Genomic DNA, 25,449 nt, shown 5'->3' with positions numbered 1-25,449 from the left:
ATGAGGCAACACGCGCAAAGCAAAACGAAAGAAGGCTGGCTGGACTGTCAAAGTTCGACCCTGGGTAAAGATGGGGAAACCCCGAATATGAAAATGGGAGACTAGCAGAGTCCTGCACTGAAGAGGGCGTTGCCGTCCATATCCAAGATACGCATAACGCGTTGCTTTTTCGAGAGCACAAATTACGCCCGCTGGAGCATACGACCGAGCACACTTTTGGCTTCGTTATGCAGCAGATTGAACGACGCCTTTTAAGTGCGCAGCCTTAGAGGAGGCCTTTCAGAACAGACCAGAGTTCGGGCTGCTCCACAGCACTGATTGTGAACCTCAACATGCTCGACGGTGCCTGCGTTGGAGAAAATAATGTTCCGGGTGCCAGAAGCATCCCTTTTGCAGATGCCGCCCGCGCAACGGCCTCAGAATCCTGCCCACAATCCGCCCAGACGAAAATACCCGCAGGCGGAAGATACGGCAGCGTAAGACCACATCCGATGAGCGCATCAACACATTTCTGGCGCGCCTGATTGACCCTCTGCCGGAGCCGGGAAAGATGCCGACCGTAGTGCCCATCTTTCAGAAGACGCGCCATGACGTTTTCTCCCAGCTGCGGCGTACATAAACCGGCCAGAAGTTTTAAATCCGTCAACCGCGCCACAATATCCGGACGGGCCGCCAGCACACCCACTCTCAGGCCAGCCGCCATCGTCTTGGCATAGCCTGTGACGAGAATAACCCGTTGCAGGCGGTCCATGGATGCAAGACGAATAGCAGTGCCGTCATGGAAGTCCGCGTAGGTATCGTCTTCCAGAACCATGAAGTCATATTTCTCGGCCAAACGCAGGATATCATGCGCCGCTGCGGCTCCGAGAGTATAGCCCGTGGGGTTGTGAACGACGCTGTTAATCAGGAAAAGCTTCGGTTTATGCTCCGCAGCCAGACGCTCCAGAACCTCCAGATCCGGCCCTTCCCGTCCCCGCGGCACACTGATGATTCTTGCCTCGTAAGCGGCCAGGCGACCGAAAATCAACGGCCAGCCCGGCTCCTCAACCAGTACCGTATCTCCACGCTGGACCATCAATCTCAGCACAAGATCAATTCCATGCGTGACACCCGCCGTCATCAGCAGATGATGATCCGGATGCGCAGCGATGCCCTGACCACCCAGCATGGCTGCAATATGTCGGCGTAACTGCGGGCTCCCCTGGGGGTGGCCGTACTGCAGCAACCCAGCAGAATCTTCCCGTGCGGCAGCCCGAATGGCGCTGGCGATCAGATCCGCATCCAGCCAGTGAGGTGGAAGAACACCAGATGCCGCAGTCAGGCGATTAGACTGCCCGGTGCCGAACATTTCGCGCAAAAGCCATGTCACATCGAGCTTTGACTGTTCCGACGGCGCCTGCGTTATGGCTTCCGCAAAGACCGGCGGCTCGACGGGCGAGCGCACGAAATATCCCGCGCCCGGCCGTGACAAAACCAGCCCGCGCGCCAGAAGACGCTCATACGCTTCCATCACCGTATAGCGACTGAGCCCTGCACTTTCGGCCATTTTGCGAACTGACGGCAGGCGGCTGCCGGGCCTGAGCCTGTGTGTCTCTATACGCTCGGCGAATTCAGTCTCGAGTTGCGCAACGAGCGTTGTGTCACCACCACGGACGGGCTTCCAGAGAGGAAATGTCCCATGCTGAGCTGGCGTTACTGTCATGGTCAAACCTCCGGAACAGTCTGAAAGAATCCTGTTCAACTGTACCGGTACTGTTCCGGTAATCCTTGTCATAGTGATCAGGATCATCCCGTCTGCAACAGGAAATTCCGTCATGCCGACTTACTGGCAGGCTTTTGCGCCTCTCGTTCTTTTCACGTTTGTCGCATCCGTTACGCCCGGCCCCAACAATATGATGCTGGCGTCCTCCGGGCTGACACACGGTTTCCGCCGAACGATCCCACACATGCTTGGGGTTGCGCTGGGGTTTGTCCTGATGGTGGTCATTCTCGGCCTTGGTTTGGGAAGCCTGTTCGAGCATGCACCCTGGTTTTACGTTGGCCTGAAATATGCCAGCGCGGCCTATCTGCTCTGGCTGGCTTGGAAAATTGCTACATCCTCAGCAACGCCTGAAGCCAATGGGAAAGGAAAGCCCATCAGCTTCCTGCAGGCTGCTGGTTTCCAGTGGGTCAACCCGAAAGCCTGGGTCATGGCCGTCGGTATTGTTGCAGCCTATGTTCCGAAGGAAGGTTTTTTCTTCAACCTTGCCATCGCTGGCGTCATCTGTGGGTTGGTGAATTGCCCTTCCGTCGCGCTCTGGGCTGGCTTTGGCGCAGGCATGAGACGGTGGCTCCATCGGCCGCTTCTGTTACGGAGCTTCAACTATGCGATGGCTCTGTTACTGGTCGCTTCCCTTTACCCATTGGCTTTCGAAACAGCCTCTCGCTGAATTTCAACGTCACAGAGGGTAATGGCAGGCAACCTGCCGTCCCTCACCAACGGGCTGAAGTATAGGACGTTCTGTTGCACAACGCGGCTGGGCAATCGGGCAGCGGGTATGGAAACGACACCCTGATGGCGGATTGATCGGGCTAGGCACGTCACCTTGCAAAGGAAGCGGCAAAGCCCGATCCGGGCGCGGAACCGCATCCAGCAATGCTTTGGTATAGGGGTGTGCCGGCCGGTCCAGCACGTCCAGACCGTGTCCCTCTTCCACAATGCTGCCCAGATACATGACAGCAATGCGATCTGCCATTTGCCGGACAACGGACAGATCATGAGAAATAAAGATGCATGCCACGCCGAGAGAGGCCCGCAGATCCCCAAACAGATTGACGATCTGAGCCTGAACAGAAACGTCCAGTGCGGAAACGGGCTCGTCTGCGACAAGAAGCTCCGGCCCTAGCGCCAAAGCGCGGGCAATGTTCAACCTCTGTCTCTGCCCCCCGGAGAACTCATGCGGGAAACGCCCGGCGACCGACTGGGAAAGACCCACCTGATCAAGTAGTTCTGCAACGCGCTCCCTAACCCCGTGCCGACGATGAATGCGGAGGGGCTCGGCCAGAGACTCTCCCACCGTTCGACGTGGATTGAAGGCAGCAGAAGAATCCTGAAAGACCATCTGCATTCGCGCGCGCCAGGGGCGCATTGCGCGATCGGACAGCCCGGAAATTTCCTGCCCGTCGAACAGGACCTTGCCAGATGTCGGCTGCGTCAGACCAATCAGAGTACGTCCCAGGGTCGACTTTCCGCAGCCGGATTCCCCGACGAGCGCCAGAGCTTCTCCTTTCCGTACCTGTAGGGAAACACCCGAGACAGCATGCAGCACACGTCCCCGGCCAAAATGGTAAGATTTCTCCAGATTGCGCGCTTCCAGCAGAACACTCATGCCGCATACAGGACACACGCCACGCGTCGTCCCTCCTCGATTTCAGTCAGGGGCGGACGCACGGCACATTCTGGCCGAACGACGCTGCATCTGGGAGCAAACACACACCCGGTTGGACGATTATCAGGTGTCGGCGGCTGACCTGGAATGGTTGGAAGCCGTTCGGGTCTGGGACCGTCCAGGGGTGGAATGGCCGCTAGCAACGCCTGAGTGTAGGGATGCAAGGGATGATCCAGCACATCCCGAACCGGGCCATTTTCAACCACCAGTCCCGAATACATGACTGCCACATGTGTGCAGGCCTGCGCGACAACACCCATATCGTGCGTAATCAGCATGACCCCGGCGCCTTCTTCCCGGATTTCGCGCAGCAATGTCAGGATCTGAGCCTGCACTGTGACGTCAAGCGCCGTCGTTGGCTCATCGGCAATTAGCAGGGCCGGTGTGCAGGAGAGTGCCATCGCAATCATGGCGCGCTGGCGCAGACCGCCTGACAGTTGATGAGGGTAACGCTTTGCGGCCATGGCCGGATCGGGCACACCCATCCGTTCCAGAAGCTGCACCGTCCGTGCACGGGCCTCACGTCTGCTGACGCGATGATGCAAACGGATCTGCTCGTCAATCTGCGCCCCGATAGACCTTACTGGCAAAAAAGCCGTCATCGGGTCCTGAAAGATCATCGCAATCTGCGCACCCCGGAGCTTACGCATCACCTTGTCCGGGAGATTGACCAGTTCCTGTCCAGAAAAGAGGATGTGCCCGGATGCTTTCAGGCCGGGAAGAAGCCCCATGACGCTCATGGCCGTGAGGCTCTTGCCCGACCCGGATTCCCCCACGACCCCCAAAGCCTCGCCAGCATTCAGACGCAATGAAACACCTTCAAGGAGCCGCGTACCGCCGGGCAGGTCCAGCTTCAGGCCCTGAATATCGAGCAACTGTTCAGCGTCCATGCTGACCATCCCTGATACGCGGATCGAGGAGCGCATACAGTCCATCCACCAGAGCATTCGCGATGACAACGAACACGGCTGCATACATGACCGTCGCCATGATCAGAGGCAGATCCAGGGTGGCCAGAGCCTGATAGGTCAGACGTCCCACGCCCGGCAAAGCAAACACGACTTCTGTCAGCAACGCTCCGCCGCCTAGCAACTGCGCAAAATCCAGACCGAAGAGCGAGACATAGCTCAACCATGACAGCCGCAATCCATGCCAGAGCCAGATACGAGCCGGCCCTGCGCCTTTCGCTCTTGCCGTGCGGATGGAGTCTTCTCCCATTGCGCTCAGAAGCTCTGATCGCAGGATGCGGGCATATAGTCCCATGAAGGAGACCGAGAGCGTCAGCGATGGAAGAAGCAGCGATTTCGACCAGCCGATCGGACTTTGAGAGAGCGGCACATATCCCAGCGGAGGCACCCATCGAAACAGCCACGTATCGTGCCAGCGACTCTGGGTGAACAGATTGATCACCTCCCCGAGCCAGAAAACCGGCATGGACAGCCCGATCAGACCCAGCACCATCAGGACCCGGTCCACCCAGCTATCCCTCAGCACCGCGGACGCAACGCCAATTCCCAGAGAGCCCACAACCCAGAAGAAGGCAGCCCACACAACGAGGGACAGCGTTACCGGCGCCGCAGACGCCACTTCTGGTACGACTTTCTGACCGTGATTGACGAAAGACGTGAGATCTCTGCTGACGAACAGTTTCTCCATCATCCGCACGTACTGAACAGGCAACGGGCGGTCGAACCCATATTCGGCGCGGATCCGCGCCATGACCTGCGGACTGGCCCCTCTTCCTGCGATACGCGCAGTCGGGTCTGCTCCGGGAGTGGCGAAGAAAATGCAGAATACCAGAACGGAAATGCCGAAAATCACCAGCGCCATCTGTCCGGTGCGCGACAGGAAACTGCGTATCATCGACCGGCTCCTTTCGGATCCAGATGATCCCGAAGGGCATTCCCCAGAACATTCAGGGCCAGCACTGTCACGACAATCGCTATGCCCGGCGCTATGGCGACAATCGGCCTCGTATAAAGAAGGCCTTCTCCATCCTGAATGAGCGTTCCCCATGACGCTGCTGGAGCCTGCACACCAAGAGACAGAAAGGACAACGCCGATTCCGCCAGAAGGCAAAGGGCCATGACGAGAGGCCCGAGAACAACCATCGAAGGCGCAAGACTAGGCAGGATTTCACGTCGGAGAATACGAAAATCCGAGGCCCCCATTCCCCGGGCCGCCATGACGAATTCTGCTCGTGACAAACTCAGGACACGGGCTCGCAATGGGCGGGCGGCATACGGCACATAAACCAGCGCAATGATGCCTATGGGAATCAGAAAGCTATCGGCAGCAAGCGTTATAAACCCCAGATGAAGGCCATGCCCTACCGTTACAACCGACAGTGAAATGGCAAACAGGTAAACCGGAATAGCCCACAGGATATCGAGCAAGCGGGACAGAACAACATCCACCCAGCCCCCGAAATATCCGGCACAAATACCGATACTTCCGGAGAGGCACAGACACAGCACTGCGGCCGATGCCGCGATCAACAGGGAGCTTCGACCGCCATACAGCAGACGAGAGGCAACATCCCGTCCCTGGGAATCAGAACCCAGCATATAGGCGCCCGGTGACCAGTCCGGCCCCAGAGGCGTCAAACCCAGATGCAGAGGATTATCGTTCGGCTGCATCAGGTCCAGTAACTGGCCGTGACGTGTGGTGGTTCCAGCGATATTGGAAGAAAACGGGTCCACTCCCACCATTTGGGCGTAGAGCGGAGCGCATAAGCTCGCCAGAACGACAAGCCCCAATGCCGCGACTGCAAGAGCAACGCCTTTCTTGACGGAAAGCGCGCGGATCATTCGTAGAAAACCGTTTCCTCCCACACACACTCCCATCTGCCGATCTGTTCAGCCTACCGTTCTAGCGGACCGACAGGGGAAGAGAAGAGGTGTAAAGGAAGAAACGTAAATCGTTTATTTCAGATCGGCCTCAGAACGGACCGTGCATGCTGCGAGACCAGACGGCGCAGGGCGGACAAATCTGTCAGGGTCTGGTTATGCAGCCCGCGAACGCTGTCATGGGCGGCATAGAACCGGCGCGCACCCGTTGCGCTGACCAGAATGGCAACGCCGAGAAAAATACCATTGATTTCGATAACTGTGGAACCAAGCATGACGTCGAACCTTAAAAGCGCCCGACATCTGTGTGCTGCCGGGAAATTACGAATGGAAAGAGAAAGAATTCCGGCGCGCGGAAAGTCGGCAACACGGGGGTTGCCAGCAGCACATTCGACACATCATCAGGATGCCCTTCCGGTGGATCAGTTCATGCTCTCATAACGGATGAAACGTCGGATCGTCAATATATTACGATAAACAATAAGTGATTCAAAAAATCATATATCATATTACTTTTATTTATCGTTTTTTAAGGCCAAATTCCATCCTGCCCTTTTCCACGTCCTGTGATACAGAAATGATATGAACAAAAAGGCCTTGTCTTCCCCCGCTCCCTTCGAAGGTTATGCCGCTCCGCGCGGTAAGGTTTACAACTCATTCCTGGAGACAGTCGGGGGCACGCCGCTCGTTGCACTGCCCCGCCTGACGGAACAGGAAAAGCTTCAGGGGCGCCTCCTGCTGAAGCTCGAGTTCTTCAACCCGCTAGGCTCCGTCAAGGACCGCATTGGCGTTGCCATGCTCCGCGATGCCGAGGCCCGCGGGCTGATCACGCCGGGACGGACAGCCCTCATTGAGCCGACATCCGGCAATACCGGCATTTCCCTAGCTTTCGCGGCTGTTGCACTGGGCTATCGCTTGATCGTCACCATGCCGGAAAGTGCCTCCATTGAGCGGCGCAAGATGCTGCGTCTCATGGGCGCGACAACTGAGCTGACACCTGCAAATGACGGAATGGCCGGTGCCATCCGCCGAGCCGAAGAACTGATGGAAACGCTGCCTGACGCATGGATGCCAAGTCAGTTTGAAAACGACGCCAATCCGGCAGTTCATGAGCAGACAACCGCGTTGGAAATCTGGAACGATACCGCCGGGCAAGTGGATATGGTTGTAGCCGGACTGGGCACTGGCGGCACGGCTTCCGGAATTGCGCACGGCCTCAAGAAACACAACAAGGCGATCAAGGTCTTTGGTGTAGAACCACGGGAAAGCGCCGTTCTACATGGGGATGAACCTGGCCCCCACGGTATTCAGGGTATTGGCCCCGGATTCCAGCCGGATACGCTGGATCTGCGGGCGCTGGATAGCGTGATTGAGGTTTCAGAGCAGGAATCGCTGACAACAGCGCGTCTTTGTGCCGCCGTCGAAGGCATTCCCATCGGAATTTCTTCCGGTGCCGCACTCTATGCGGGTATGACTTTGGCCAAGAAAACCGCCAATCGGGGCAAGACGATCGTTGTTATCGCTCCGTCTTTTGCGGAGCGTTATCTCTCCACACAGCTTTTCGACGGACTGGCCTAAAAACGTTCAATAAAATAACTTTATAATATAGTTATTTTATTGAACTCTGATTTATGTTCGTTGTTAATCCAGATCACAAATTCTGATCGGGAATTGTCTCCCGGTCAGGTTTCTGGAGGCTTTGGGCATGAACCTTTTCTCTGGCCGCGCAACTGCTCTGGACCTGGCAGCGAGTGCTCGAGCGCTTTCCTTTCAGCACTCGTCTGAAGAGACGGTTCTTGCCGCCGAATTTCATCACATCAAAACACAGTTCACGCCTTTGCTTGTGCCAGGGCTTTTCGGTTCCGGACAGCACCACTGGCAGACCCGATGGGAAACTGCTTTTGGCCTACCTCGCCTGCATCAGGCAGACTGGGAAAACCCGACCCCGGAAGAGTGGGACGCTGCACTGACGCAGGCCATTCAGCAGGCAGAAAAACCTGTCCTTCTGATCGCCCATAGCCTTGGTGCGGTCCTGACCATGCGGTGGCTCGCACAGCATGAGTCGTCCAATGTCGCGGGGGCGTTCCTCGTTGCGCCAGCGGATATTGAGCATACGACTCACCCGGAAGCATCCCGCATCAACGCGTTTGCTCCACTTTCAGAGGCTCCCTCTCCGGTTCCCGTCGCCATGATGGCCAGCCGGAACGATCAGTGGCTTTCCAACGATCGTGCCCGGCTACTGGCACAACGGTGGCAGGCCGAATTTACGGATGCCGGTCTGACAGGACATGTGGGGAGTAATGATTTTCTAGGGCTCTGGAGCCATGGCGCCAGAACCCTTATCTCCTTTGTTCAGCGCCGCCTCACGACACCAGCTCAGTGAGAATGTGGTTTCCAGCGGTTCAGAAGCAGAGAATTACTTACGACCGAGACTGAGCTCATGGCCATGGCTGCACCTGCGACAATCGGGTTCAGCATGCCCAGTGCGGCCAGTGGCAGACCCAGAACGTTATAGATAAAGGCAAAGAACAAATTCTGCCTGATTTTCGAAAGCGTAGCCCTGGATAGGGAAATGGCATCCAGAACGGCCGCCAATTCACTCTTCATAAGCACGACATCTGCCGTATCCAATGCAACGGCAGAACCGGCCCCGACGGCAAAGCCCACATCCGCTGCTGCCAGGGCCGGGGCATCGTTGATGCCATCCCCGACCATCCCCACAACGGCACCTTCAGCGCGATATTTCGTCACGTTTTCAGCCTTGTGCTGCGGTAAAACGCCAGCGAGGTAATCATCCACGCCAACCTGCCGCGCAACAACCGCTGCGGCACGCTCATTATCGCCCGTCAGCATGACAACCTTGATTCCACGCGCCTTCAGCGCTGTAACCGTTGAAATGGCATCCGGGCGAAGACCATCCCCCAACGCGACGATGCCAAGCAGGCGTCCTCCCGTGGCGACCGCAATTACGGTCTGCCCTTCATTTTCGAGCGCCGCCACCGGAAGAGCATCCAGGCTGTAGCCGGCCTGCGTGAGATAGCGCGGAGATCCGAGCAAGGCTGCCTCTCCGTCAATCTGTGCCTCAACGCCCAGACCTGGGATGGCCTTGAACCCATCCACACTCAAAATCGTCGCATGGTGAGCTGATGCATAGTCCACAATAGCCCGAGCCAGAGGATGCTCGGAATTCTGCTCCAGAGAGGTGGCTACGGCCAGCAGACGGTCAGCCGAAACGCCCTCAGCAGGATGCAAACTGGTGACGGTCGGGCGACCTTGCGTCAGGGTTCCAGTCTTATCGAGAATGATTGTCGTAAGTTTCTCGGCTTGCTCCAGCGCATCTGCATTCCGGAACAGAATACCATTCTGGGCCCCTCGCCCTGTCCCGACCATGATGGCCGTCGGTGTAGCCAGACCAAGCGAGCAGGGACAGGCAATGACGAGAACAGAAACCGCTGAAATCAGGCTCCATGTCATGGAACCTGTGACCAGCCATCCGATCAGGAAAGTCGCAACAGCGAATGCGACAACGGCGGGAACGAAGATGCCGGAAACACGGTCTGCCAGTCTCTGGACATTTGCTTTCGATCCCTGCGCCTGCTCGACCATGCGAACAATCCGCGCCAGAGCTGTATCCGAGCCAACACCTGTTGCCTTAACTCGCAGCATACCGTTCGCGTTGATCGTACCGCCAAAAACTTCATTCCCAGCCTGCTTCAGAACCGGTACGCTTTCGCCCGTCAGCATGGCTTCGTTCACATCGGAAGCACCATCCAGCACCTCGCCATCCACCGGAACACTCTCGCCCGGCCGGACGACAAAAATGTCTCCGGTGTGCATATCAGCTACCGCACGATCAACCAGAACACCGTCCCGCTCAACATGTGCGGTTTGCGGCTGAAGCTGCAACAGGCTTTCAATCCCTGCACTGGTACGCACTTTGGCGCGCGTTTCCATCAGCTTACCAAGTGAAATCAGGGTGATGATTGCACCGCTGGCTTCAAAATAAACTGGCTGGGGCAAGTGCAGGATCGCGACCACGGCACTGAACAGATATGCGATGCTCGTTCCCAGAACGACCAGCACATCCATATTCGCCGATCCGCCCCGAACTGCATTCCAGGCCCGGCGATAAAGATGAGCGCCACAGACGAACTGAACCAGCGTCGCACTTACAAACTGAACAGCAAGCGGGACTGTCTCCATACGCCCCAGCAACATGCCGAACATCTCAATGAAAAGCGGTAGTGCAAGTACGAATGTCAGCAGAAAGCGGTTTCGCTCCCGACGCCACACAGCTTCACGCTTTGCCTTCGGATCTTCGCGCTTGCCTTCATCCAGACGGGATGCCCCAAATCCAGCCTTGGTGATTTTGGTCGCAAGATCGTCCAGTGTCACAATGCCTGGAACATAAGTGACATGCGCACGCTCGGCAGCGTAATTCACGCTTCCCTGCACGGACGGCATCCGGTTCAGGACCTTTTCAATCCGCGCAGCGCAGGCAGCGCAGGTCATGCCCGTAATTGCGAAGTCCACACTCTGCTCATCCACCGAGAAACCGGCTTTGCGCACTGCGGCAATAACGTCCCCGACTGTGGTGCCTGAGCCCTCCAATTCGACCTGCGCACGCTCAGACGCAAAATTGACGGCTGCCTGAACACCGTCCTTGCGGTTCAGAACTTTCTCGATCCGCGCAGCGCAGGCCGCACAGGTCATTCCACCAACTGGAAAACTGACCGTTTGTGACATCTGGGACTCTCCTGAGCGGACGGAATTCGCGAAGCCACAGGCTCCAAAACAAAGGGGAATAATATACCCCCATATAGTATTATAAAAGACGCTGAACAGTTACGCTTTTTTCGCGAAGAATCATTTCCTGGCCATGAAATGCTTTGAGGGCTGCGTGATGCGCAACACTGATGAGGGTGATGTGAGGCAGGCGTTCAAGGAGGCGCGCATAAAGATCAGCCTCGTTCTTCTCATCCAGAGCAGAGGTTGCTTCATCGAGGAACAACGTGGACGGTCGAGCAAGAAAAACCCGAGCAAATGCCAGTCGTTGCTGCTCTCCCGGAGATAACACGTCTCCCCAAGCCGCTTCATTCTCCAGATCTGGCATAAGGAACTCCAGATTTGCCGCCAGCAGCGCCTCTTCACAGGCGTCACGGGCATAGCGATCCGGGGTTGCTGGATAGCTAAGGGCCTGAAGCAAAGAGCCAGCCGGAACATAACTGCGCTGAGGCAGAAACATAGCATCGCGCATGTTGAAAAAAATATGCCCCTTCCCCTGCGTCCACAGTCCAGCGAGAGCCCGTAGCATGGTGCTTTTCCCTGCCCCGGATGGCCCGCTAATGAACCACCGCTCTCCCGCAGGAACATAGAGGCTTCCTATATCCGCGATGCGAGAGCCATCAGAGCGATCCAGAGACAGACCTTTGATTTCAATCCCGTCTGCATCCGTCGGCGTCCGGACGATACCACCGGCCGGAAGGCTCACGACAACACGCTCAAATTCCCCCAGACGCTGAAGGATGGAGCGAAGGGTTGCCAGATCCGTGTAATTTTCGATGAACCATTGCAGGCTTCGGCGGACATTCATGAATGCTGAATTGATTCGCGAATACAGACCAAACGTCAGAGCATGTGCCAGCAGCTTCGGCACAAGCAGCGCCCACAAAACGATATTAAGCCACCCGTATAGAGTTCGACCACAGTATTGGCGCGCCAGGTATAGGTCATGACGCTGTGCCAGTTTTTGGCAATACGGTTCAGGCATTCGGACAAACGGAAGTGCTCCGCAGCCTCTCCACCATAGAACGCGATCTGTTCCGCATTACGGCGAACATCCAGCAGGGTCGCGCGTAAATCAGCATCGTAATGCTGCTGACGATAATTAGCGCTTACGAGGGGGCCGCCTGCTTTTTCAAGCACGAACGAGACCAGAAGAATGGAAATCGTCGTTCCAAAGAACATGTATCCGGGGATGACGACGTGCCAGCCATGCCAGACAAATGAGAGTGTTCCACCAATCGTCCAAAGTACGACCGCAAAGGACAAAAAGGTTGTGACAGCCTGAATGGCTTCCAGCCCGAGGCGGAGCGTCCAGACGGTCATCTGGGCCAGATCATCGGCAATACGCTGATCCGGGTTATCAGCCCGGTTCTGACCATGTTCCAGATGATAATACGCGTCATCGGAGAGGTATTTGCGCAGATAAACCCGTGTATTCCACAGGCGCCAGCGCATGGAGAGCACCTGTGTCATATATTGCTGGATGACTCTCATTCCTGCGCTAAGCGACGTCATCAGAATATAAATGGGCAGCAACGCAATGCAGGCCGCAACACGGTACGCGAACATCGTGTCAAAAAAGGTCTGGTCCCATTTCCCAAACCACACTGCGACCTGAACATCCAGGAAGGATAAGCCGATAATGCTCCCCAGAAGGCCCAGCGCCTTCCAGCGGTCTTCCGACCGCCAGTAGGGGAGCAGAACCTTCCAGTCAGAAAGAGAATGTGGGGGTGTCGGGGGTTCAGTATGTGCCACGAAGCGTTGCCATGAAACTGCGGGGAGCGGCCGGGAAGTTAAACTGCCAGACGCCGCTGGCACGCTCGTAATAATAGCGGTCTGTCAGGTTATAGGCGTTCAACTGAAGTTTGAGATGCTTGTTGAACCGGTATCCAATGACGCTGTCGAGCGTCATGTAACCGCCCTGAACTGTCGTGGCATAACTGCCCCGAAGATTACTGTATGCGTCCAGCCCGACACCAAAATTCAGCCCTTTCAAACGACCTTGCTGCACATTGTAATGCACCCAAGACTTGAACATGTGATGCGGTGAGAAAACGCCCCCGAAGTCTGAAACTTTCGGGTTGGAAACCTTGGTATCCAGATATGTATATCCGATGGAGACATCCAGTCCCGGCAGGATCTGGCCATCCACCTGCGCTTCCCAGCCTTGCCGACGGATTGGGCCGGTCGTGATATAAAAGCTGGTGTGATCCGGGTCCTGTACAGGCTGGTTCACACTCTCCATACGAAACAGGGCTGTCGAGATGTTGAGGCGCCCATGGAAGTACTCGCCCTTAAACCCCGTTTCGACCTGATTGCCCTGCTGCGGCGTCAAACCTTCTCCGTTGAAAGTCAGCCGCCCCACAGAAGGTGTGAAGATGCTGGCATAGCTGGCGTACCAGGAGAGGTTGGGCGTGATCTGATACACCGTGCCGAGATAAGGCGTCAGTTGACCATGAATATTCGCCGTGGTTTTCCATGGGCTTTCCGGAGAAGGACTGCCATCCCGCGTCTTTTCGGAAAAGCGTGACACGCGGCCGCCAAGAATCAGCGAAAGATGATGGATCAGCTCAAGACGCAGTTGGCCATAGAAGCCCCACTGATAAGCATTGTCGTCTGTGCCTTCAGCCCCGTCCGCCGGATTATAGGTAATACTCCCTGCGGCAGGCTTCTTTACAACTGCCGTATTGTTAATGCTGACATCAGAGTAGAGCGCGTCTGAGTTTACAGCTCCGTAGGCAACGTGTGTGTTGTAGGCGTTATAATTAAAGCCCAGCAGCAAATGATGCGTCCGGTGCAAAAGGCGGAAGCTGCCTGTTGCGTAGATGTCCGCGGATCTGGAGGTGTTTGTGCCCCGGTATGGAAAGTTTCCAGCGTCCTTGTAGGTCAGGCGCCCTGTCTGGGTATCAATGTTGGTCCACGGCTCATTATAAAGCGTGTTGTAGCTTTGGTCGTAGAATGTCCCACGTGCTGTGACGCTCCAGTCGCCCCAGAGCTTCTGCGTCAACGAGGCGATCGTCTGCTGCGTCATGTAATTGCTATAGCCCCAGGGCGGTGTGGGGTTCGCATCCCGGCCGCCATACCAGAGCGTCCGCGTGGTCGTGACGGGGAGCCCGTAATAGGGTGCATCAATATTCTGCTTCTGAGCCGCATGAGACACAAGGAATGTGGTGGACGGTGTAATATCCCATTCCAAAGCGCCATAGGCCTGCCACATCCGATTGTGGGCATACTTGTAGAAGTAATCGTTATCCTGAAAGACGTCGGCCGTACGGAACCGTAGCGTTTTGGAGCGATTGAGCGGAACGGTCAGGTCAATATCGGCGCGATAGTTATTGAAGCTACCAACCGAGGCACTTCCGCTTGCTGCAAACTCCTTGCCGGGCTTTTTCGTGACCTGATTGACAACGCCGCCAGCTCCGCCAGCGCCCTGTAATAACCCGGCCGATCCGCGCATAACCTCGATCCTGTCAAACATAGACAGGTCAAAACTTGCATTATTCAGCGTTCCAGCAGCGTTCGGCGTGTTATCGATGGATGTCGTGAGCTGATAGCCGCGTGAATAGAAATTACTGTTGGCGGTAGAACCGGGAAGAACGCGGATGCCATTAATCTGCCGCATGGCGTCCGTCATCGTCAGCATGTTGGAATCTTCCATGCGCTGCTGTGTGATGACAGAAATGGAGTGCGGAATATCCTTCAATGCGACGAGCGTTTTACCCCATGCCTCTACGGCGGGTGCGGTATAGGAGCGTGGCGTTCCATAAACACGCAGGTTCTCTGTTCCGCCGTCTACGGTCGAGGCCAGATCGGGGCTTTGGGCCACGGGTGCTTCAGCAATAGCGGCTGTAGTTTCCGGAGAAACCATCGGCTTCCCGCAGACCTGCCGTCCCCCCGCATCTTTGTGCTGAATGCGGCAATGAGACATTTTCTGGCGTGTTTTCTCTCCGCGTTCAGCAGCCTGAGCATCAGGAGCGGAGCCCATCAGGACAGTCCCGCAAAGAAGGGCAGACCCGGAGACCGAGAACTTCAGGAAACGTCTGGATGCGTCAATGCCGTGATGTGTCATAAAACCTGCCCAGAAAAAATAACTCTGCCGCACAATTTGTTTCGATTTGACAATATAACGCTGCAGCATGACACCCGGACTGGTTTCACAGATTGAACCGGGCGTTGTGTACCGTGCGCCTCTCTGAAAGAGAAGGCGACGCGCGCTAGGAAACCAGGTCGAACCCTGTCTCTTCAACAGTTTCAGCCAGCCCCGCAGGAGTTGCCACGTCGGGATCGTACGCCACCGTAACCTGCCCCCCAGCCAGTACGACTGTAACCGCTGAGACGCCGTTTACGTGCTCCAACGCCTCGCGCAGACGCTTGGCACATCCTTCGCAGGACATTCCTTCCACTTTGAGATGTGCTGTCTGCGTCATGATCATTGTCCTTCCGGCTTACTCAGTATCCTTGGAATACTGCGATTCTTTCATACCCCTGTTGGGTATATGTTTTTCTCCTATGCGGTTTGCGGGCGGTTTTGAAATTAAAATCGTTAATATAACGTATTAAATAATGTGTACGGATGGGGGGTATCCAAGAGAAATCCTGTCTCCCTCCTTTTTGTGTATGCTCTGTGAGTGAAATCTCTCTTCCATTCATTCCCTGCCTGGGTATAGGATCATTGCAGGAGGCAGGCGAAAGGACATCCAGACGCCTGTGGAAGACAGGGATCTGTGATGCTCAAAACGCATACCCGGACATGGCTTGGCATCATTGCCTGCCTGCTGATGCAGGTGGGACTGATGGCTGGTGCCTTTCCGGCGCATGCAGCATCCCGGGCACACGCCATGGCCATACCGCACTGCGCATCCATGACTCACAAGACGTCTGATGCCTACGACAAGCACAGTATGCCGGGCCTCGGAACTCCCATTCTCCATGATCATCGCCACGCAGGGCATGGACAGGGCTGCTGCCACATCCATTCCGTGTCGGCTGAGCCTCTCTTGACGCTTGCGAACACACCCTCATTGTCGGCGCACCCTGCGATTGCCAGACGCTTTGCCAAAACAGGCCACACATCGCTGTCTGGAACAGACTGGATTCCGACGCCACCTCCCCCCAAACAGCTGATTTCCTGAAACGACCCGATCCGCAGCTTTGCTGCGGCTGGAGTGTGCATCCGTGCGCTCCGGTTTTCCTGCACCGTTTCCCGGTTTTCAGCTGATGCCTAATTCATTCGACCTCATACGCCCCCTGACGCGGCGGCGTTTTGTTACGAGCCTCGGTGCGGGAGCGTGTCTGGGCGCCCTGCCTCACAAAGCACAAGCGAGCACTCGCACGTCTACGGGCCTTCTGCCTCTCACCCCTTCCAATGTCTGGGATCTAAAGGTCAGCCGAACGCATATTTCTCTCGATGGAAAATCCATGCATGCCCCCAATATTGGTGGAACAGTGCCTGGCCCCATCCTGCGCTGGAAACAGGGCGAAACCGTTACACTGAATGTCTCAAACGCGCTGGATGAAACAACGTCGATCCATTGGCACGGCATCCGCGTCCCGTCCTATATGGATGGCGTGCCGGGCCTGAGCTTTGCGGGCATCCCACCGGGCGAGACTTTCAGCTATCGCTTTCGCCTGCATCAGAGCGGCACATATTGGTATCATAGCCATTCCAACATGCAGGAAGCGATGGGACTGTATGGCGCCATCGTCATTGACCCCATTCGTCCTGATCCGAATGCCTGCGACCGGGATTATGTCATCTTTCTGGGAGAATGGACGGATGTCATGCCCCATGACATCGTCAGCAATCTCAAAATGCAGGATGACTATTACGTCTTCCGTCAACGCACGGCCGCATCCTTTCCCAAAGAAGCCCGTGACGCAGGGAGCGCCATGGCCGCTCTGAAGGACCGGCTTGCCTGGTCCCGGATGAACATGGCCGCAACCGATATCGCGGATGTTTCAGGGGCTATCTACACCTATACATTGAACGGCAACGCGCCAGACATGAACTGGAACGGCCTGTTCCGCCCAGGCGAGCGTGTGCGTCTGCGCTTTATCAATGGCGCCACCATGACTCTGTTTGACGTGCGGATTCCCGGGCTCGAAATGCTCGTCGTTCAGGCGGATGGCAACGACGTGGAACCAGTTCCGGTTGATGAATTCCGCATCGGCGTGGCGGAGACATATGACGTCATCGTTCAGCCCAGGGAAGACCGGGCCTATACGATCTTTGCTCAAAGCGAAGACCGAACAGGCTTTGCCCGCGGCACACTGGCGCCTCGCCCCGGCATGAGTGGGCTTATCCCGCCCATGGACCCACGCCCCGTCCGCACCATGGTCGACATGGGTATGGGCAACATGAAGCCGGGAGAGAGCATGGACCACATGGCGATGCCCGGAATGGACCATGGCACGGACATGAAGAACATGCCTGGAATGGATATGTCTCACATGGACATGAGCCATATGGGTCATATGTCCATGCAAAAGATGGAAATCGACGATCCTGGGCCGCCGCCGATTAATGTCGAAAACCAGAACGTCGCGATGATGCCGATTGATCGGACAAACAGCCCAGGGGATGGGCTGGAAAACAATGGCCGACGCGTCCTGAATTATGGGCAGCTTCGCGCGACACGACCGGGCGCAGACCGCAGGCCTCCATCACGTGAGATTATCCTGCATCTGACGGGAAACATGGATCGTTATATCTGGGGCTTTAATGGCCGGAAGTTCTCAGAGTCCGGACCAATCCGCCTCAAAAAAGGAGAGCGTGTCCGCTTCACACTGATCAATGACACCATGATGGAACACCCGATCCATCTGCATGGCCTGTGGAGTGAACTGGAGAATGGCCAAGGCGATTATCGCCCTTACAAGCACACCATCATTTCACAACCGGGATCTCGCATGAGCTATCTCGTGACGGCAGATATTCCCGGCATGTGGGCCTATCACTGTCATCTGCTCTATCACATGGATCTGGGCATGTTCCGCACTGTGGTGGTGTCATGAAAGCCGCCTGGGCAGCAACCATGCTTCTGGCTGGAACCGGTATGGCTTATGCCGAAGACACCACGCAGTATCACGCCGCGGATGCTCCGGTTCCGGGCGCGGTCACGCATCTTGGCAACATCATGCCCGTGATGATGGACCAGAGCAGCTGGTTCCATGGCATTCTGGAGCAGGCAGAAGGGCGCTATGCCCCCGCCGGCACTGATTTCCGCTGGGACGGTGAAGTCTGGTACGGCACGGATTATGACCGACTCTGGATCAAGTCTGAAGGTACACTTGAGAAAGGGCGCCTGAGCGATGGCCAGCAGGATATTCTCTACAGCCGCGCCATTTCCACCTACTGGAACCTTCAGGGAGGCGTGCGTGTTGACCTGGATGATGGTCCGACCCGGACGTGGGGGGCCTTCGGTATTCAAGGGCTGGCCTTATACCAGTTCGAGTTCCAAGCCACAGGGTATGTCAGTGATCGTGGGCGCTTCGGTGCCCGCGTCGAAGGATCATACGATTTCCTGCTGACCAATCGCCTTATTCTCCAGCCTCAGGCGGAGTTCAATCTCTATACGAAGTCTGATCCAGCCCGACAGGCAGGCGCAGGCCTGTCAGACGTCGATGCCGGGCTTAGGCTTCGTTACGAGCTATGGCGAAAATTCGCGCCTTATGTGGGCGTTACATATTCCGGCCACCTGACACAGGCCCGCAGAATCATACGGGATCAGGGCGAGAAGCCCGGCTCGGTACGCTTCAGCCTCGGCATCAGAAGCTGGTTCTGATCTTCACTTTTCAGGAGTTCTCATCATGAAAAAAGCTCTTCTCACTGCTTCCGCTCTTCTGTTCGCCACAGCGGCATATGCTGCCCCCAGCCACACAGCCGAACCAAAGGCACCAGTGGCCGTAAAGGCAGATCCTCTGGCAGGCCTGACCATGGATCAGCAGATGGAACTCTGCGAGCGCCTTGAAACCCTCAAGACGCAGAACAAGCCCCTGGCGCCGAAGATGCAACAGCAACTCAAGGCCTGTCAGGCGATGAGCATGGACGCTCCTTCTGATTCAGCACCAGACGCGACACAGGACCGCTAAATCCACCGATGGAAAAGAGGAGGCGTCAGCGCATCATCCGGCGCACGACCTGCAAAAGCTCGTCAATCGCCTCTTCACCGCCGTCCGTCTGCACGGCTTTCCTGACACAACCATTAGCGTGCGTGGACAGGATCTGGATGGAAACACCGTCCAGCGCGGATTTTATGGCAGAGATCTGTGTGAGAATATCAACGCAGTAACGGTCATCCTGAACCATGTTCAGGATACCACCAACCTGCCCCTCGATCCGACGAATGCGGTTCAGCAGCGCCTTCTTCTGAGGCTGCTCGACGCGCTTCTCACCGGGTATCTCACTGGTGGCACAATGCACACAGCCGTCTGCCGGAATCTCGTCTTCTCTCGTCATACTCTTCATAGGTCACGGCTCCTCTGCGGTCATGCGAAGGCGTTCATAGCATCTCCACGCTCATTCCGACCATTCAGCCCTATCAGACGGGCTCTTTCTGGCGTTCTTGAGGCGGCCCACATGATATCACGCAAGAAAAATCCTGAGGCACACAGTCAATAAGTAAACTGTGGATGCAAATAATTCTCATCTCTCTCTTTTCGCTCCCGTCGGATGAGCCTATCTAGGGAAACGGCCAGCACGCCCAAGGGAGAGCTGGGAGGCACTGGGATAAGAAACTGATGTGGTATCTGAATACACTCTCCAAGGGAGATCATGCCGTTATTGATCGGGTCGAAGAGCTGACACTGGCAGACCCCATTTCTGCCCGCCTCGGTGAACTTGGCTTTGTTCCGGGCGAAAGAGTGGAAATTGTAGCGACCGGTCCAATCGGCGCAGACCCTATTGCTGTTAGTCTTGGCACATCCCGTTTTGCGCTCCGCAAAGGAGAAGCAGCGCGTATTGTTCTACGCCGCCCAGTCTGACCATCATAATGACGTCTCCCGCCTCGCCGTCTCCTGCGTCTCATGTGTTACAAACTGCCCTTGTTGGAAACCCGAACTGCGGCAAGACTTCGCTTTTCAACCAGTTGACCGGGAGCCGTCAGAAAGTAGCGAACTACGCTGGCGTCACTGTCGAGCGAAAAGAGGGCTTTTTCTCCACGCCGCAAGGTCGCCCTATCCGCGTTCTGGATCTTCCTGGTGCTTACAGTCTGGCCTCTACGAGCCCGGATGAGGACGTCACGCGCGATGTCTGCCTGGGACAGCACCGTACTGAAAAACGCCCCGAACTTCTGATCAGCGTTATTTCTGCAACCAATCTTCGGCTGCATCTGCGCTTTCTGCTGGAACTTCGTCAGCTTGAAGTCCCCGTAATCGTTGCGCTCAACATGATGGATGAAGCCAAGCGCAATGGCATGACCATTGATATTGCCGGGCTTGAGCAAGAACTCGGCATGCCGATTGTGCCTGTCATCAGCCTGAACAGGCAGGGTGTTCAGCCTTTATTGGAAGCTTTGGACCGCCCTCTTCCGCCTCCGCCAAAAGCGCTTGTCCTGGACGCGGACCTTCATGCTGAAGTCCGGCGTCTGCTTCAGGCTTATGTTACGGATCGCTCTGCTGGTCATGCCAGATTAGTCGATCGGCTGGATCGCTGGTTCCTGCATCCAGTCTGGGGCCCGGTCATTCTGCTGGTCGTGCTGTTTGTAATGTTCCAGACAGTCTTTGCCTGGGCCCAACCCCTCATGGATGCTCTGGAAAGTGGCATTACCATGCTTGGGGATTTCATCCTCAGGCCACTGCCTGACGGTGTCTTGCGGAGCTTACTGGCTGATGGCGTTATCGCGGGCGCAGGAACAGTCATTGTTTTTCTCCCGCAAATCCTGATTCTCTTCCTGTGGATTCTGGCCTTGGAAGAATCTGGATATCTGCCCCGTGCAGCATTCCTCTTGGACCGTGTCATGGCTTTGGCGGGACTGAGTGGCCGGTCTTTCATCCCGCTTCTTTCCAGCTTTGCCTGCGCCATTCCCGGCATTATGGCCGCACGCACTATCCAGAACCCGAGGGATCGACTGGTCACGATTCTGATTGCTCCACTCATGACGTGCTCCGCCCGTCTGCCAGTTTACACACTGCTGATTGGCGCATTCATCCCGCACAAAACAGTTCTCGGAATTTTTGGAATTCAGGGGCTGGTTCTGTTTGGGCTCTATGCTCTGGCGATCGTCAGCGGCATCATCGTCGCCCGCATCATGACGCGTGGCGTCAAATCAGAAGAACATCCACTCCTTCTGGAGCTCCCCCCGTACCGGCGCCCTAATCTCAAGAGCCTAGCGCTCGGTCTGTGGCAGCGTGCTGTGATGTTCCTGTCACGGGTTGGTACCATCATTGTATCGCTGAATGTCCTGCTCTGGGGGCTATCCAGTTTCCCACTTCCCCCCGCCGGCGCAACCGGTGCTGCTATTGACTACAGCCTTGCGGGCCGGATTGGCCACCTGATGCTCCCGATTTTTGCTCCCATAGGTTTCAACTGGCAGATCTGCGTTTCCCTGATTCCCGGCCTCGCTGCACGTGAAGTCGCCGTCAGCGCGCTTGCAACAGTCTATGCACTCGGGGTGAGTGAAGACGCTGCATCCGCGAAGCTTCTACCACTTCTTTCAAGCCAATGGAGCATTGCTACCGCTCTCTCGCTGCTGGCATGGTATGTTTATGCCCCGCAATGCATCTCGACTTTGGCTGTCATGCGACGGGAAACCCGGTCCATGAAAGTCGTTCTGGGAGCAACAGCATATCTTTTTGGTTTGGCATATGTCGCAGCCTTCATCGTCTATCACGTCGCCAGGGCTGTCACAGGAGACGCATGATGATTGAAACAATCGTTGCCATTCTACTGGTCAGTATCGCAGCACTCTACTGGTATGCACGTCTCTTTCCAGTAAGCTGGGGGCGCCTGAAAAATGCGTGCGGCTTTCAGACACACACACCTGTTCCGGCCCCATCAAAAGGGTGCAGCAGTTGCAAAGCGTGCAGTGGAAAATCAGGAGGGTGTCACTGAGGACACCTTCCTTGGATTTCAGAGACATTGCTCCATGTGCAGGTGGGTGTTTTCTAAATCCTTAGACAAACCGGAACTTTGTATTCCCTACAAAATACCCGTACAAAACTCTGACCGTCCCCAGCTCAGAGTAAAAGTTCTTGTTCAAATTCAATTTTCTACCGAGCTCAGTCTTTAGTCGGGTAAAAGCTTATATATTTCCCCTTCTGCTTGGCATTACTCTGGCTTTATGGACATTTCCTCTTCCCTTAATATCCGGGAAGCTTCCTCCTGTGGCTCAGGCAGCCCGAGGGGATGTCATCCAGCACATGATCGGACAAGCCTACTTCCTGAGGCAGGACTGGCATTTGCCTCTCCTTGTTGCAGACCGTCTAGTGGCTCCTGCTGGCACCAATATCGCCATGACAGACAGCATCCCGCTCGAGGCTCTGTTGCTTAAAGCACTGCATATTTTCTTTCCCGGAATGCAGCAGGGCATAACGTTATTTCTCGCCTTATGCTGGTGCCTTCAGCCCATTTGCGCTGTGTTCGCACTACGGTCGATGGGAGAGAAACGTCTGCTTCCTGCCATAGCCGTCAGTTTACTCAGCGCTTGCTTCCCAACGTTCTTGGCCAGAACTAGCCACACCGCCCTTTGCGCCCACTGGATTCTTCTTCTCGCCATAGGGCTGTATTTCAGAGCTGTTCAGCCGCAGGGCTCCTCCAAGCCTACGTGGGTTCTGGCAGCGCTAACAAGTTTGACCCTTCTGGTGCATCCTTATCTGATGGTGATGGTAGGAGCGCTTCTGGGTGCAATTCCATTATCCATTTTCTTCAGAGAAAAACGCTGGAAAGCATGTAGGTCCAGCGCAGCAGCAGCCTTGGCAGCTGGAGCAAGCATTCTGCTGGCAGGAAAAGTTTTGGGCTACTGGGGTGGCGCCAGCGGAGGGGGCTATGGAATCTACTCCATGAACCTCGCATCACCGTTCTGGCCGGCCCGGTCCAGCCTGTTCTTGCAGGCTACACAAGCAGAAGCTGATGCCACCGGGGGCCAATACGAGGGATATCAGTATCTCGGAGCCGGCCTTCTCTTTCTCCTGGCCATGCTTTTATGTCGCAAAAAAGGATGGACCCTTTTCCGTCAGAGCATGACCCGAAATATTGGTCTTTTGCTTGCCTGTCTGGCTCTGACAGTCATTGCTCTCTCCAATAGAATATACTTCTTTCATACTTTGCTCTTCCAGACGCACATCATGGTTCCTGGCGCTGAACAAATGCGCTCATCAGGACGTATGTTTTGGCCAGTCGCTTATGTCATTCTCCTTGGAGCAGTCTGGGGCGTCTGCAAGGTATGGCCTCGGGGGGCGCCTGTCCTCCTCAGTCTGGCTGCTATTTTGCAATGGGTCGACACACGCGATTTACGTCAGTCTGACCGCATGGCTGAGGCTCAGTTGCTAAGTCCTCCATTAGCGGCTGATAGTCATTTGTTTGAAATAATGCATGCCTTTGAGCATGTTGAAATTTATCCTCGCCTTGAATGTGATGCCACGAGCCTTGAAGAGGATATGCCGCTTATCTATGCAGCCGCTTATCAGAATGCATCCGTCAACACGATGTATACGGCTCGTTCACTCCCGGAAGGCGCATGCCATCTCGCCCAAGAAAATCCCCATTATCTCGACGATAAAACCCTTATCGTTCTTAATGGCCCGCACCGCCTGGCAAATGCATCGTCTTGGATTGACCGTACACAGGCCAGTTGCGGAGCAGTGAACACTCTCATCCTCTGCGCCAAAAAAAATCTAAATTTACCCTCTGTACCGTCCTCAACACCACTGCCTCTCAATCAGACAATTTTCACGTCATCAAATTACCCGCTCCACACAGAGCTTCTGGAAAGCGGTTGGTCCGGGTCGGAGGACTGGGGAACGTGGAATGAAGGACGCCAAGCCTTTCTGTTTCTTCCCGTACCTAAAGACACCAAAACAGTTACAGTAATTCTGAATTTGCAGGCGGCACCAGGAGAAACGAAAAAAGTAAAAGTGTCCTTACATGACCAGGTTTTAGCTGAGTGGTCTGTATCCCCAGAAAAATCAGAATATTCTGTAACAATTCCCACACTTTCTACCGAAAATATTCACCTGAAACTGGATGTTGATCACCCAGTGCATTTGCCGACAGATCCACGTTTTTTAGGAATTGGAATTTCAAGCGTAAAAATAGTAACCCCAAACTGAAGAAATAATATCAGTTATAGATTTTCCTCAAAACATAAATAGGGCGCTGCTTAGTCTCCATATAGATGCGCCCTATATATTCTCCCAACATCCCAATGCTGATAATTTGAACGCTACTAAAAAGAGTAATAGCAGCAAAAAGAGACGCATACCCGGGGACTGGGTTACCCCAGAAGATTGTACGAATTATAATAAAGAAACCATACACGAGAGCACACAAAGCTCCCATTGTTCCAAGATAAGTCCAAAGACGTATGGGAATAGTTGAAAAGCTTGTGAAGCCCTCTAAAGCAAAATTCCAAAGTGAAAAACCTGAGAACTTTGTCGTTCCAGCTGAGCGAGGCAACCGAGCATAATCAACAGTAACGGTGCGAAAGCCTACCCACGCAAATAGACCTTTCATAAATCTCTGGCGCTCCGGAAGCCGCTTGAGCGCATCCACGACACATCTGTCCATCAAACGAAAATCTCCAACATTTTCGGGGATCTGGATATGTGAGATTTTACTGTGAAGCTCGTAGAACCAAGCCGCTGTCTTCCGCTTCAGAGTGCTGTCGGTGGAACGATCAACACGTCGCCCTAATACAACCTCAGCCCCTGCGCGCCAAGCCTCTACCATCTGAGAGATCACCTCAGGAGGATCCTGCAGGTCGGCATCAATGATAACAACAGCATCACTATCCACAGCATCCAACCCGGCTGTTAATGCTGCTTCTTTACCAAAGTTTCGAGATAGTTCGAGAATTCGAAACCTAGGATCTTTTTGTGAGAGATCTAATAATTGAGCGAGTGTCGCATCACTGCTTCCGTCATCAATACAGACAATCTTCCACTCTATTGAGGGAATTTTTTCTAAAACAGGAATGATCTTGTTTGCAAAAATTGTGATCACACCTTCTTCATTATAAAAAGGAACGATCAAGGAAATAGTCTTCAACACACATTACATCCTTCGAAGTCTCAACAATCTTCAAAAGAGAAGGGATTTTTATTATTCGAATAACAATTCTCTGATAGGTTTTATTACAGATGTCAACAAAATATTATGTTCATTAACAGACGAATGCTAGTCGTTCATGCGTTTTCTGATGATTACAAGAGTCAGCCGATTGGGGGCTCGG

Annotated in this window: 23 protein-coding genes and 1 pseudogene; 12 read left to right on the top strand and 12 right to left on the bottom strand. The window is 55.1% G+C overall.

Features of this window, described 5'->3' with window-relative positions; all coding sequences use genetic code 11:
• Positions 1-265: 265 nt before the first annotated feature.
• The gene (locus tag ABF979_RS06665) at positions 266-1,702 is read right to left on the bottom strand and encodes a PLP-dependent aminotransferase family protein (protein WP_415558657.1); all 1,437 of its coding nucleotides are present in this window, start codon (positions 1,700-1,702) and stop codon (positions 266-268) included.
• A gap of 112 nt (positions 1,703-1,814) precedes the next feature.
• Between ABF979_RS06665 and ABF979_RS06660 the strand changes: the two genes are divergently transcribed.
• On the top strand, positions 1,815-2,429 hold the full coding sequence (locus ABF979_RS06660) for a LysE family translocator (protein ID WP_086634204.1): 615 nt from the start codon (positions 1,815-1,817) through the stop codon (positions 2,427-2,429).
• Positions 2,430-2,438: 9 nt separating this feature from the next.
• On the opposite strand, the gene ABF979_RS06655 is transcribed toward ABF979_RS06660, so the two are convergent.
• From ABF979_RS06655 to ABF979_RS06635, 5 genes are all read right to left on the bottom strand, one after another.
• On the bottom strand, positions 2,439-3,368 hold the full coding sequence (locus tag ABF979_RS06655; protein ID WP_415558655.1) for an ABC transporter ATP-binding protein: 930 nt from the start codon (positions 3,366-3,368) through the stop codon (positions 2,439-2,441).
• Entirely contained in the window at positions 3,365-4,318 is a 954-nt protein-coding gene (locus ABF979_RS06650; RefSeq protein ID WP_415558653.1) for an ABC transporter ATP-binding protein, read from the bottom strand. Before ABF979_RS06650 ends, ABF979_RS06655 begins: the two co-directional genes overlap by 4 nt.
• Positions 4,308-5,291 carry an ABC transporter permease gene (locus tag ABF979_RS06645; RefSeq protein WP_415558652.1) on the bottom strand — a complete coding sequence of 328 codons (984 nt, stop codon included), beginning with the start codon at positions 5,289-5,291 and terminating at the stop codon, positions 4,308-4,310. The genes ABF979_RS06650 and ABF979_RS06645 overlap by 11 nt, the downstream gene beginning before the upstream one ends.
• Positions 5,288-6,238, bottom strand: coding sequence for an ABC transporter permease (locus ABF979_RS06640; protein WP_415558650.1), 951 nt, complete (start codon positions 6,236-6,238; stop codon positions 5,288-5,290). Before ABF979_RS06640 ends, ABF979_RS06645 begins: the two co-directional genes overlap by 4 nt.
• A 119-nt stretch (positions 6,239-6,357) precedes the next feature.
• Positions 6,358-6,552 carry a hypothetical protein gene (locus ABF979_RS06635; protein ID WP_046900203.1) on the bottom strand — a complete coding sequence of 65 codons (195 nt, stop codon included), beginning with the start codon at positions 6,550-6,552 and terminating at the stop codon, positions 6,358-6,360.
• On the opposite strand from ABF979_RS06635, the gene ABF979_RS06630 reads away from it, so the two are divergent.
• The 3 genes from ABF979_RS06630 (at position 6,551) to ABF979_RS06620 (ending at position 8,660) form a co-directional block, all read left to right on the top strand.
• Positions 6,551-6,718, top strand: a complete 168-nt coding sequence (locus ABF979_RS06630) for a hypothetical protein (protein ID WP_415558648.1) — start codon at positions 6,551-6,553, stop codon at positions 6,716-6,718. The genes ABF979_RS06635 and ABF979_RS06630 overlap by 2 nt on opposite strands.
• Positions 6,719-6,859: 141 nt before the next feature.
• Positions 6,860-7,855 carry a cysteine synthase A gene (gene cysK, locus ABF979_RS06625; protein ID WP_046900204.1) on the top strand — a complete coding sequence of 332 codons (996 nt, stop codon included), beginning with the start codon at positions 6,860-6,862 and terminating at the stop codon, positions 7,853-7,855.
• Between the two features lie 127 nt (positions 7,856-7,982).
• Positions 7,983-8,660, top strand: a complete 678-nt coding sequence (locus ABF979_RS06620; protein ID WP_211499807.1) for an RBBP9/YdeN family alpha/beta hydrolase — start codon at positions 7,983-7,985, stop codon at positions 8,658-8,660.
• On the opposite strand, the gene ABF979_RS06615 is transcribed toward ABF979_RS06620, so the two are convergent.
• The 4 genes and pseudogenes from ABF979_RS06615 to ABF979_RS06600 all read right to left on the bottom strand — a co-directional run bounded on the left by ABF979_RS06615 (position 8,654) and on the right by ABF979_RS06600 (position 15,489).
• The gene (locus tag ABF979_RS06615; RefSeq protein WP_415558645.1) at positions 8,654-11,023 is read right to left on the bottom strand and encodes a heavy metal translocating P-type ATPase; all 2,370 of its coding nucleotides are present in this window, start codon (positions 11,021-11,023) and stop codon (positions 8,654-8,656) included. The two genes, ABF979_RS06620 and ABF979_RS06615, sit on opposite strands and share 7 nt — an antisense overlap.
• Positions 11,024-11,132: 109 nt before the next feature.
• Positions 11,133-12,817, bottom strand: a pseudogene (locus ABF979_RS06610) (ABC transporter ATP-binding protein/permease); the annotation flags it as partial.
• On the bottom strand, positions 12,804-15,200 hold the full coding sequence (locus tag ABF979_RS06605) for a TonB-dependent siderophore receptor (RefSeq protein WP_415558643.1): 2,397 nt from the start codon (positions 15,198-15,200) through the stop codon (positions 12,804-12,806). The pseudogene ABF979_RS06610 and the gene ABF979_RS06605, both read right to left, overlap by 14 nt.
• A 76-nt stretch (positions 15,201-15,276) precedes the next feature.
• A complete protein-coding gene (locus ABF979_RS06600) occupies positions 15,277-15,489 on the bottom strand; it encodes a heavy-metal-associated domain-containing protein (protein ID WP_415558641.1) in 213 nt (70 codons plus the stop codon).
• Positions 15,490-15,789: 300 nt separating this feature from the next.
• Between ABF979_RS06600 and ABF979_RS06595 the strand changes: the two genes are divergently transcribed.
• From ABF979_RS06595 to ABF979_RS06580, 4 genes are all read left to right on the top strand, one after another.
• Complete coding sequence (locus ABF979_RS06595) at positions 15,790-16,194, top strand: hypothetical protein (RefSeq protein WP_415558639.1); 405 nt, start codon at positions 15,790-15,792, stop codon at positions 16,192-16,194.
• An 85-nt stretch (positions 16,195-16,279) separates the two neighbouring features.
• On the top strand, positions 16,280-18,076 hold the full coding sequence (locus tag ABF979_RS06590) for a copper resistance system multicopper oxidase (RefSeq protein ID WP_415558638.1): 1,797 nt from the start codon (positions 16,280-16,282) through the stop codon (positions 18,074-18,076).
• 20 nt (positions 18,077-18,096) lie between these two features.
• Positions 18,097-18,846 (top strand): copper resistance protein B, encoded by a 750-nt coding sequence (locus ABF979_RS06585; protein WP_415558695.1) that lies wholly within the window; start codon positions 18,097-18,099, stop codon positions 18,844-18,846.
• Positions 18,847-18,871: 25 nt separating this feature from the next.
• Positions 18,872-19,153 (top strand): hypothetical protein, encoded by a 282-nt coding sequence (locus tag ABF979_RS06580; protein ID WP_415558636.1) that lies wholly within the window; start codon positions 18,872-18,874, stop codon positions 19,151-19,153.
• A gap of 25 nt (positions 19,154-19,178) precedes the next feature.
• On the opposite strand, the gene ABF979_RS06575 is transcribed toward ABF979_RS06580, so the two are convergent.
• Positions 19,179-19,520 carry a metal-sensitive transcriptional regulator gene (locus tag ABF979_RS06575; protein WP_046900914.1) on the bottom strand — a complete coding sequence of 114 codons (342 nt, stop codon included), beginning with the start codon at positions 19,518-19,520 and terminating at the stop codon, positions 19,179-19,181.
• Between the two features lie 281 nt (positions 19,521-19,801).
• Here ABF979_RS06575 and ABF979_RS06570 point away from each other — a divergent pair, with 281 nt between their 5' ends.
• From ABF979_RS06570 to ABF979_RS06555, 4 genes are all read left to right on the top strand, one after another.
• Entirely contained in the window at positions 19,802-20,044 is a 243-nt protein-coding gene (locus ABF979_RS06570; protein WP_415558634.1) for a FeoA family protein, read from the top strand.
• Positions 20,045-20,052: 8 nt separating this feature from the next.
• Positions 20,053-21,921 (top strand): ferrous iron transporter B, encoded by a 1,869-nt coding sequence (gene feoB, locus ABF979_RS06565; RefSeq protein ID WP_415558633.1) that lies wholly within the window; start codon positions 20,053-20,055, stop codon positions 21,919-21,921.
• Complete coding sequence (locus ABF979_RS06560) at positions 21,918-22,112, top strand: hypothetical protein (protein ID WP_415558632.1); 195 nt, start codon at positions 21,918-21,920, stop codon at positions 22,110-22,112. Before feoB ends, ABF979_RS06560 begins: the two co-directional genes overlap by 4 nt.
• A gap of 308 nt (positions 22,113-22,420) precedes the next feature.
• Entirely contained in the window at positions 22,421-24,328 is a 1,908-nt protein-coding gene (locus ABF979_RS06555) for a DUF6311 domain-containing protein (RefSeq protein ID WP_415558693.1), read from the top strand.
• 10 nt (positions 24,329-24,338) lie between these two features.
• On the opposite strand, the gene ABF979_RS06550 is transcribed toward ABF979_RS06555, so the two are convergent.
• On the bottom strand, positions 24,339-25,268 hold the full coding sequence (locus ABF979_RS06550) for a glycosyltransferase family 2 protein (RefSeq protein ID WP_415558631.1): 930 nt from the start codon (positions 25,266-25,268) through the stop codon (positions 24,339-24,341).
• Positions 25,269-25,449 lie beyond the last annotated feature (181 nt).

Source organism: Gluconobacter sp., assembly GCF_047723935.1.
Taxonomy (GTDB): domain Bacteria; phylum Pseudomonadota; class Alphaproteobacteria; order Acetobacterales; family Acetobacteraceae; genus Gluconobacter.
The sequence above is the reverse complement of the archived record's forward strand: the minus strand, read 5'-3'. Positions and strand labels throughout refer to the sequence as shown.

What these genes read in the sequence shown, in the direction of transcription:
- ABF979_RS06665 (WP_415558657.1), bottom strand. Translation starts at nt 1,702, where the DNA reads ATGACAGTAACGCCAGCTCAGCATGGGACATTTCCTCTCTGGAAGCCC.
- ABF979_RS06660 (WP_086634204.1), top strand. Translation starts at nt 1,815, where the DNA reads ATGCCGACTTACTGGCAGGCTTTTGCGCCTCTCGTTCTTTTCACGTTT.
- ABF979_RS06655 (WP_415558655.1), bottom strand. Translation starts at nt 3,368, where the DNA reads ATGAGTGTTCTGCTGGAAGCGCGCAATCTGGAGAAATCTTACCATTTT.
- ABF979_RS06650 (WP_415558653.1), bottom strand. Translation starts at nt 4,318, where the DNA reads ATGGACGCTGAACAGTTGCTCGATATTCAGGGCCTGAAGCTGGACCTG.
- ABF979_RS06645 (WP_415558652.1), bottom strand. Translation starts at nt 5,291, where the DNA reads ATGATACGCAGTTTCCTGTCGCGCACCGGACAGATGGCGCTGGTGATT.
- ABF979_RS06640 (WP_415558650.1), bottom strand. Translation starts at nt 6,238, where the DNA reads ATGATCCGCGCGCTTTCCGTCAAGAAAGGCGTTGCTCTTGCAGTCGCG.
- ABF979_RS06630 (WP_415558648.1), top strand. Translation starts at nt 6,551, where the DNA reads ATGACGTCGAACCTTAAAAGCGCCCGACATCTGTGTGCTGCCGGGAAA.
- ABF979_RS06635 (WP_046900203.1), bottom strand. Translation starts at nt 6,552, where the DNA reads ATGCTTGGTTCCACAGTTATCGAAATCAATGGTATTTTTCTCGGCGTT.
- cysK (WP_046900204.1), top strand. Translation starts at nt 6,860, where the DNA reads ATGAACAAAAAGGCCTTGTCTTCCCCCGCTCCCTTCGAAGGTTATGCC.
- ABF979_RS06620 (WP_211499807.1), top strand. Translation starts at nt 7,983, where the DNA reads ATGAACCTTTTCTCTGGCCGCGCAACTGCTCTGGACCTGGCAGCGAGT.
- ABF979_RS06615 (WP_415558645.1), bottom strand. Translation starts at nt 11,023, where the DNA reads ATGTCACAAACGGTCAGTTTTCCAGTTGGTGGAATGACCTGTGCGGCC.
- ABF979_RS06605 (WP_415558643.1), bottom strand. Translation starts at nt 15,200, where the DNA reads ATGCTGCAGCGTTATATTGTCAAATCGAAACAAATTGTGCGGCAGAGT.
- ABF979_RS06600 (WP_415558641.1), bottom strand. Translation starts at nt 15,489, where the DNA reads ATGACGCAGACAGCACATCTCAAAGTGGAAGGAATGTCCTGCGAAGGA.
- ABF979_RS06595 (WP_415558639.1), top strand. Translation starts at nt 15,790, where the DNA reads ATGCTCAAAACGCATACCCGGACATGGCTTGGCATCATTGCCTGCCTG.
- ABF979_RS06590 (WP_415558638.1), top strand. Translation starts at nt 16,280, where the DNA reads ATGCCTAATTCATTCGACCTCATACGCCCCCTGACGCGGCGGCGTTTT.
- ABF979_RS06585 (WP_415558695.1), top strand. Translation starts at nt 18,097, where the DNA reads ATGCTTCTGGCTGGAACCGGTATGGCTTATGCCGAAGACACCACGCAG.
- ABF979_RS06580 (WP_415558636.1), top strand. Translation starts at nt 18,872, where the DNA reads ATGAAAAAAGCTCTTCTCACTGCTTCCGCTCTTCTGTTCGCCACAGCG.
- ABF979_RS06575 (WP_046900914.1), bottom strand. Translation starts at nt 19,520, where the DNA reads ATGACGAGAGAAGACGAGATTCCGGCAGACGGCTGTGTGCATTGTGCC.
- ABF979_RS06570 (WP_415558634.1), top strand. Translation starts at nt 19,802, where the DNA reads ATGTGGTATCTGAATACACTCTCCAAGGGAGATCATGCCGTTATTGAT.
- feoB (WP_415558633.1), top strand. Translation starts at nt 20,053, where the DNA reads ATGACGTCTCCCGCCTCGCCGTCTCCTGCGTCTCATGTGTTACAAACT.
- ABF979_RS06560 (WP_415558632.1), top strand. Translation starts at nt 21,918, where the DNA reads ATGATGATTGAAACAATCGTTGCCATTCTACTGGTCAGTATCGCAGCA.
- ABF979_RS06555 (WP_415558693.1), top strand. Translation starts at nt 22,421, where the DNA reads ATGATCGGACAAGCCTACTTCCTGAGGCAGGACTGGCATTTGCCTCTC.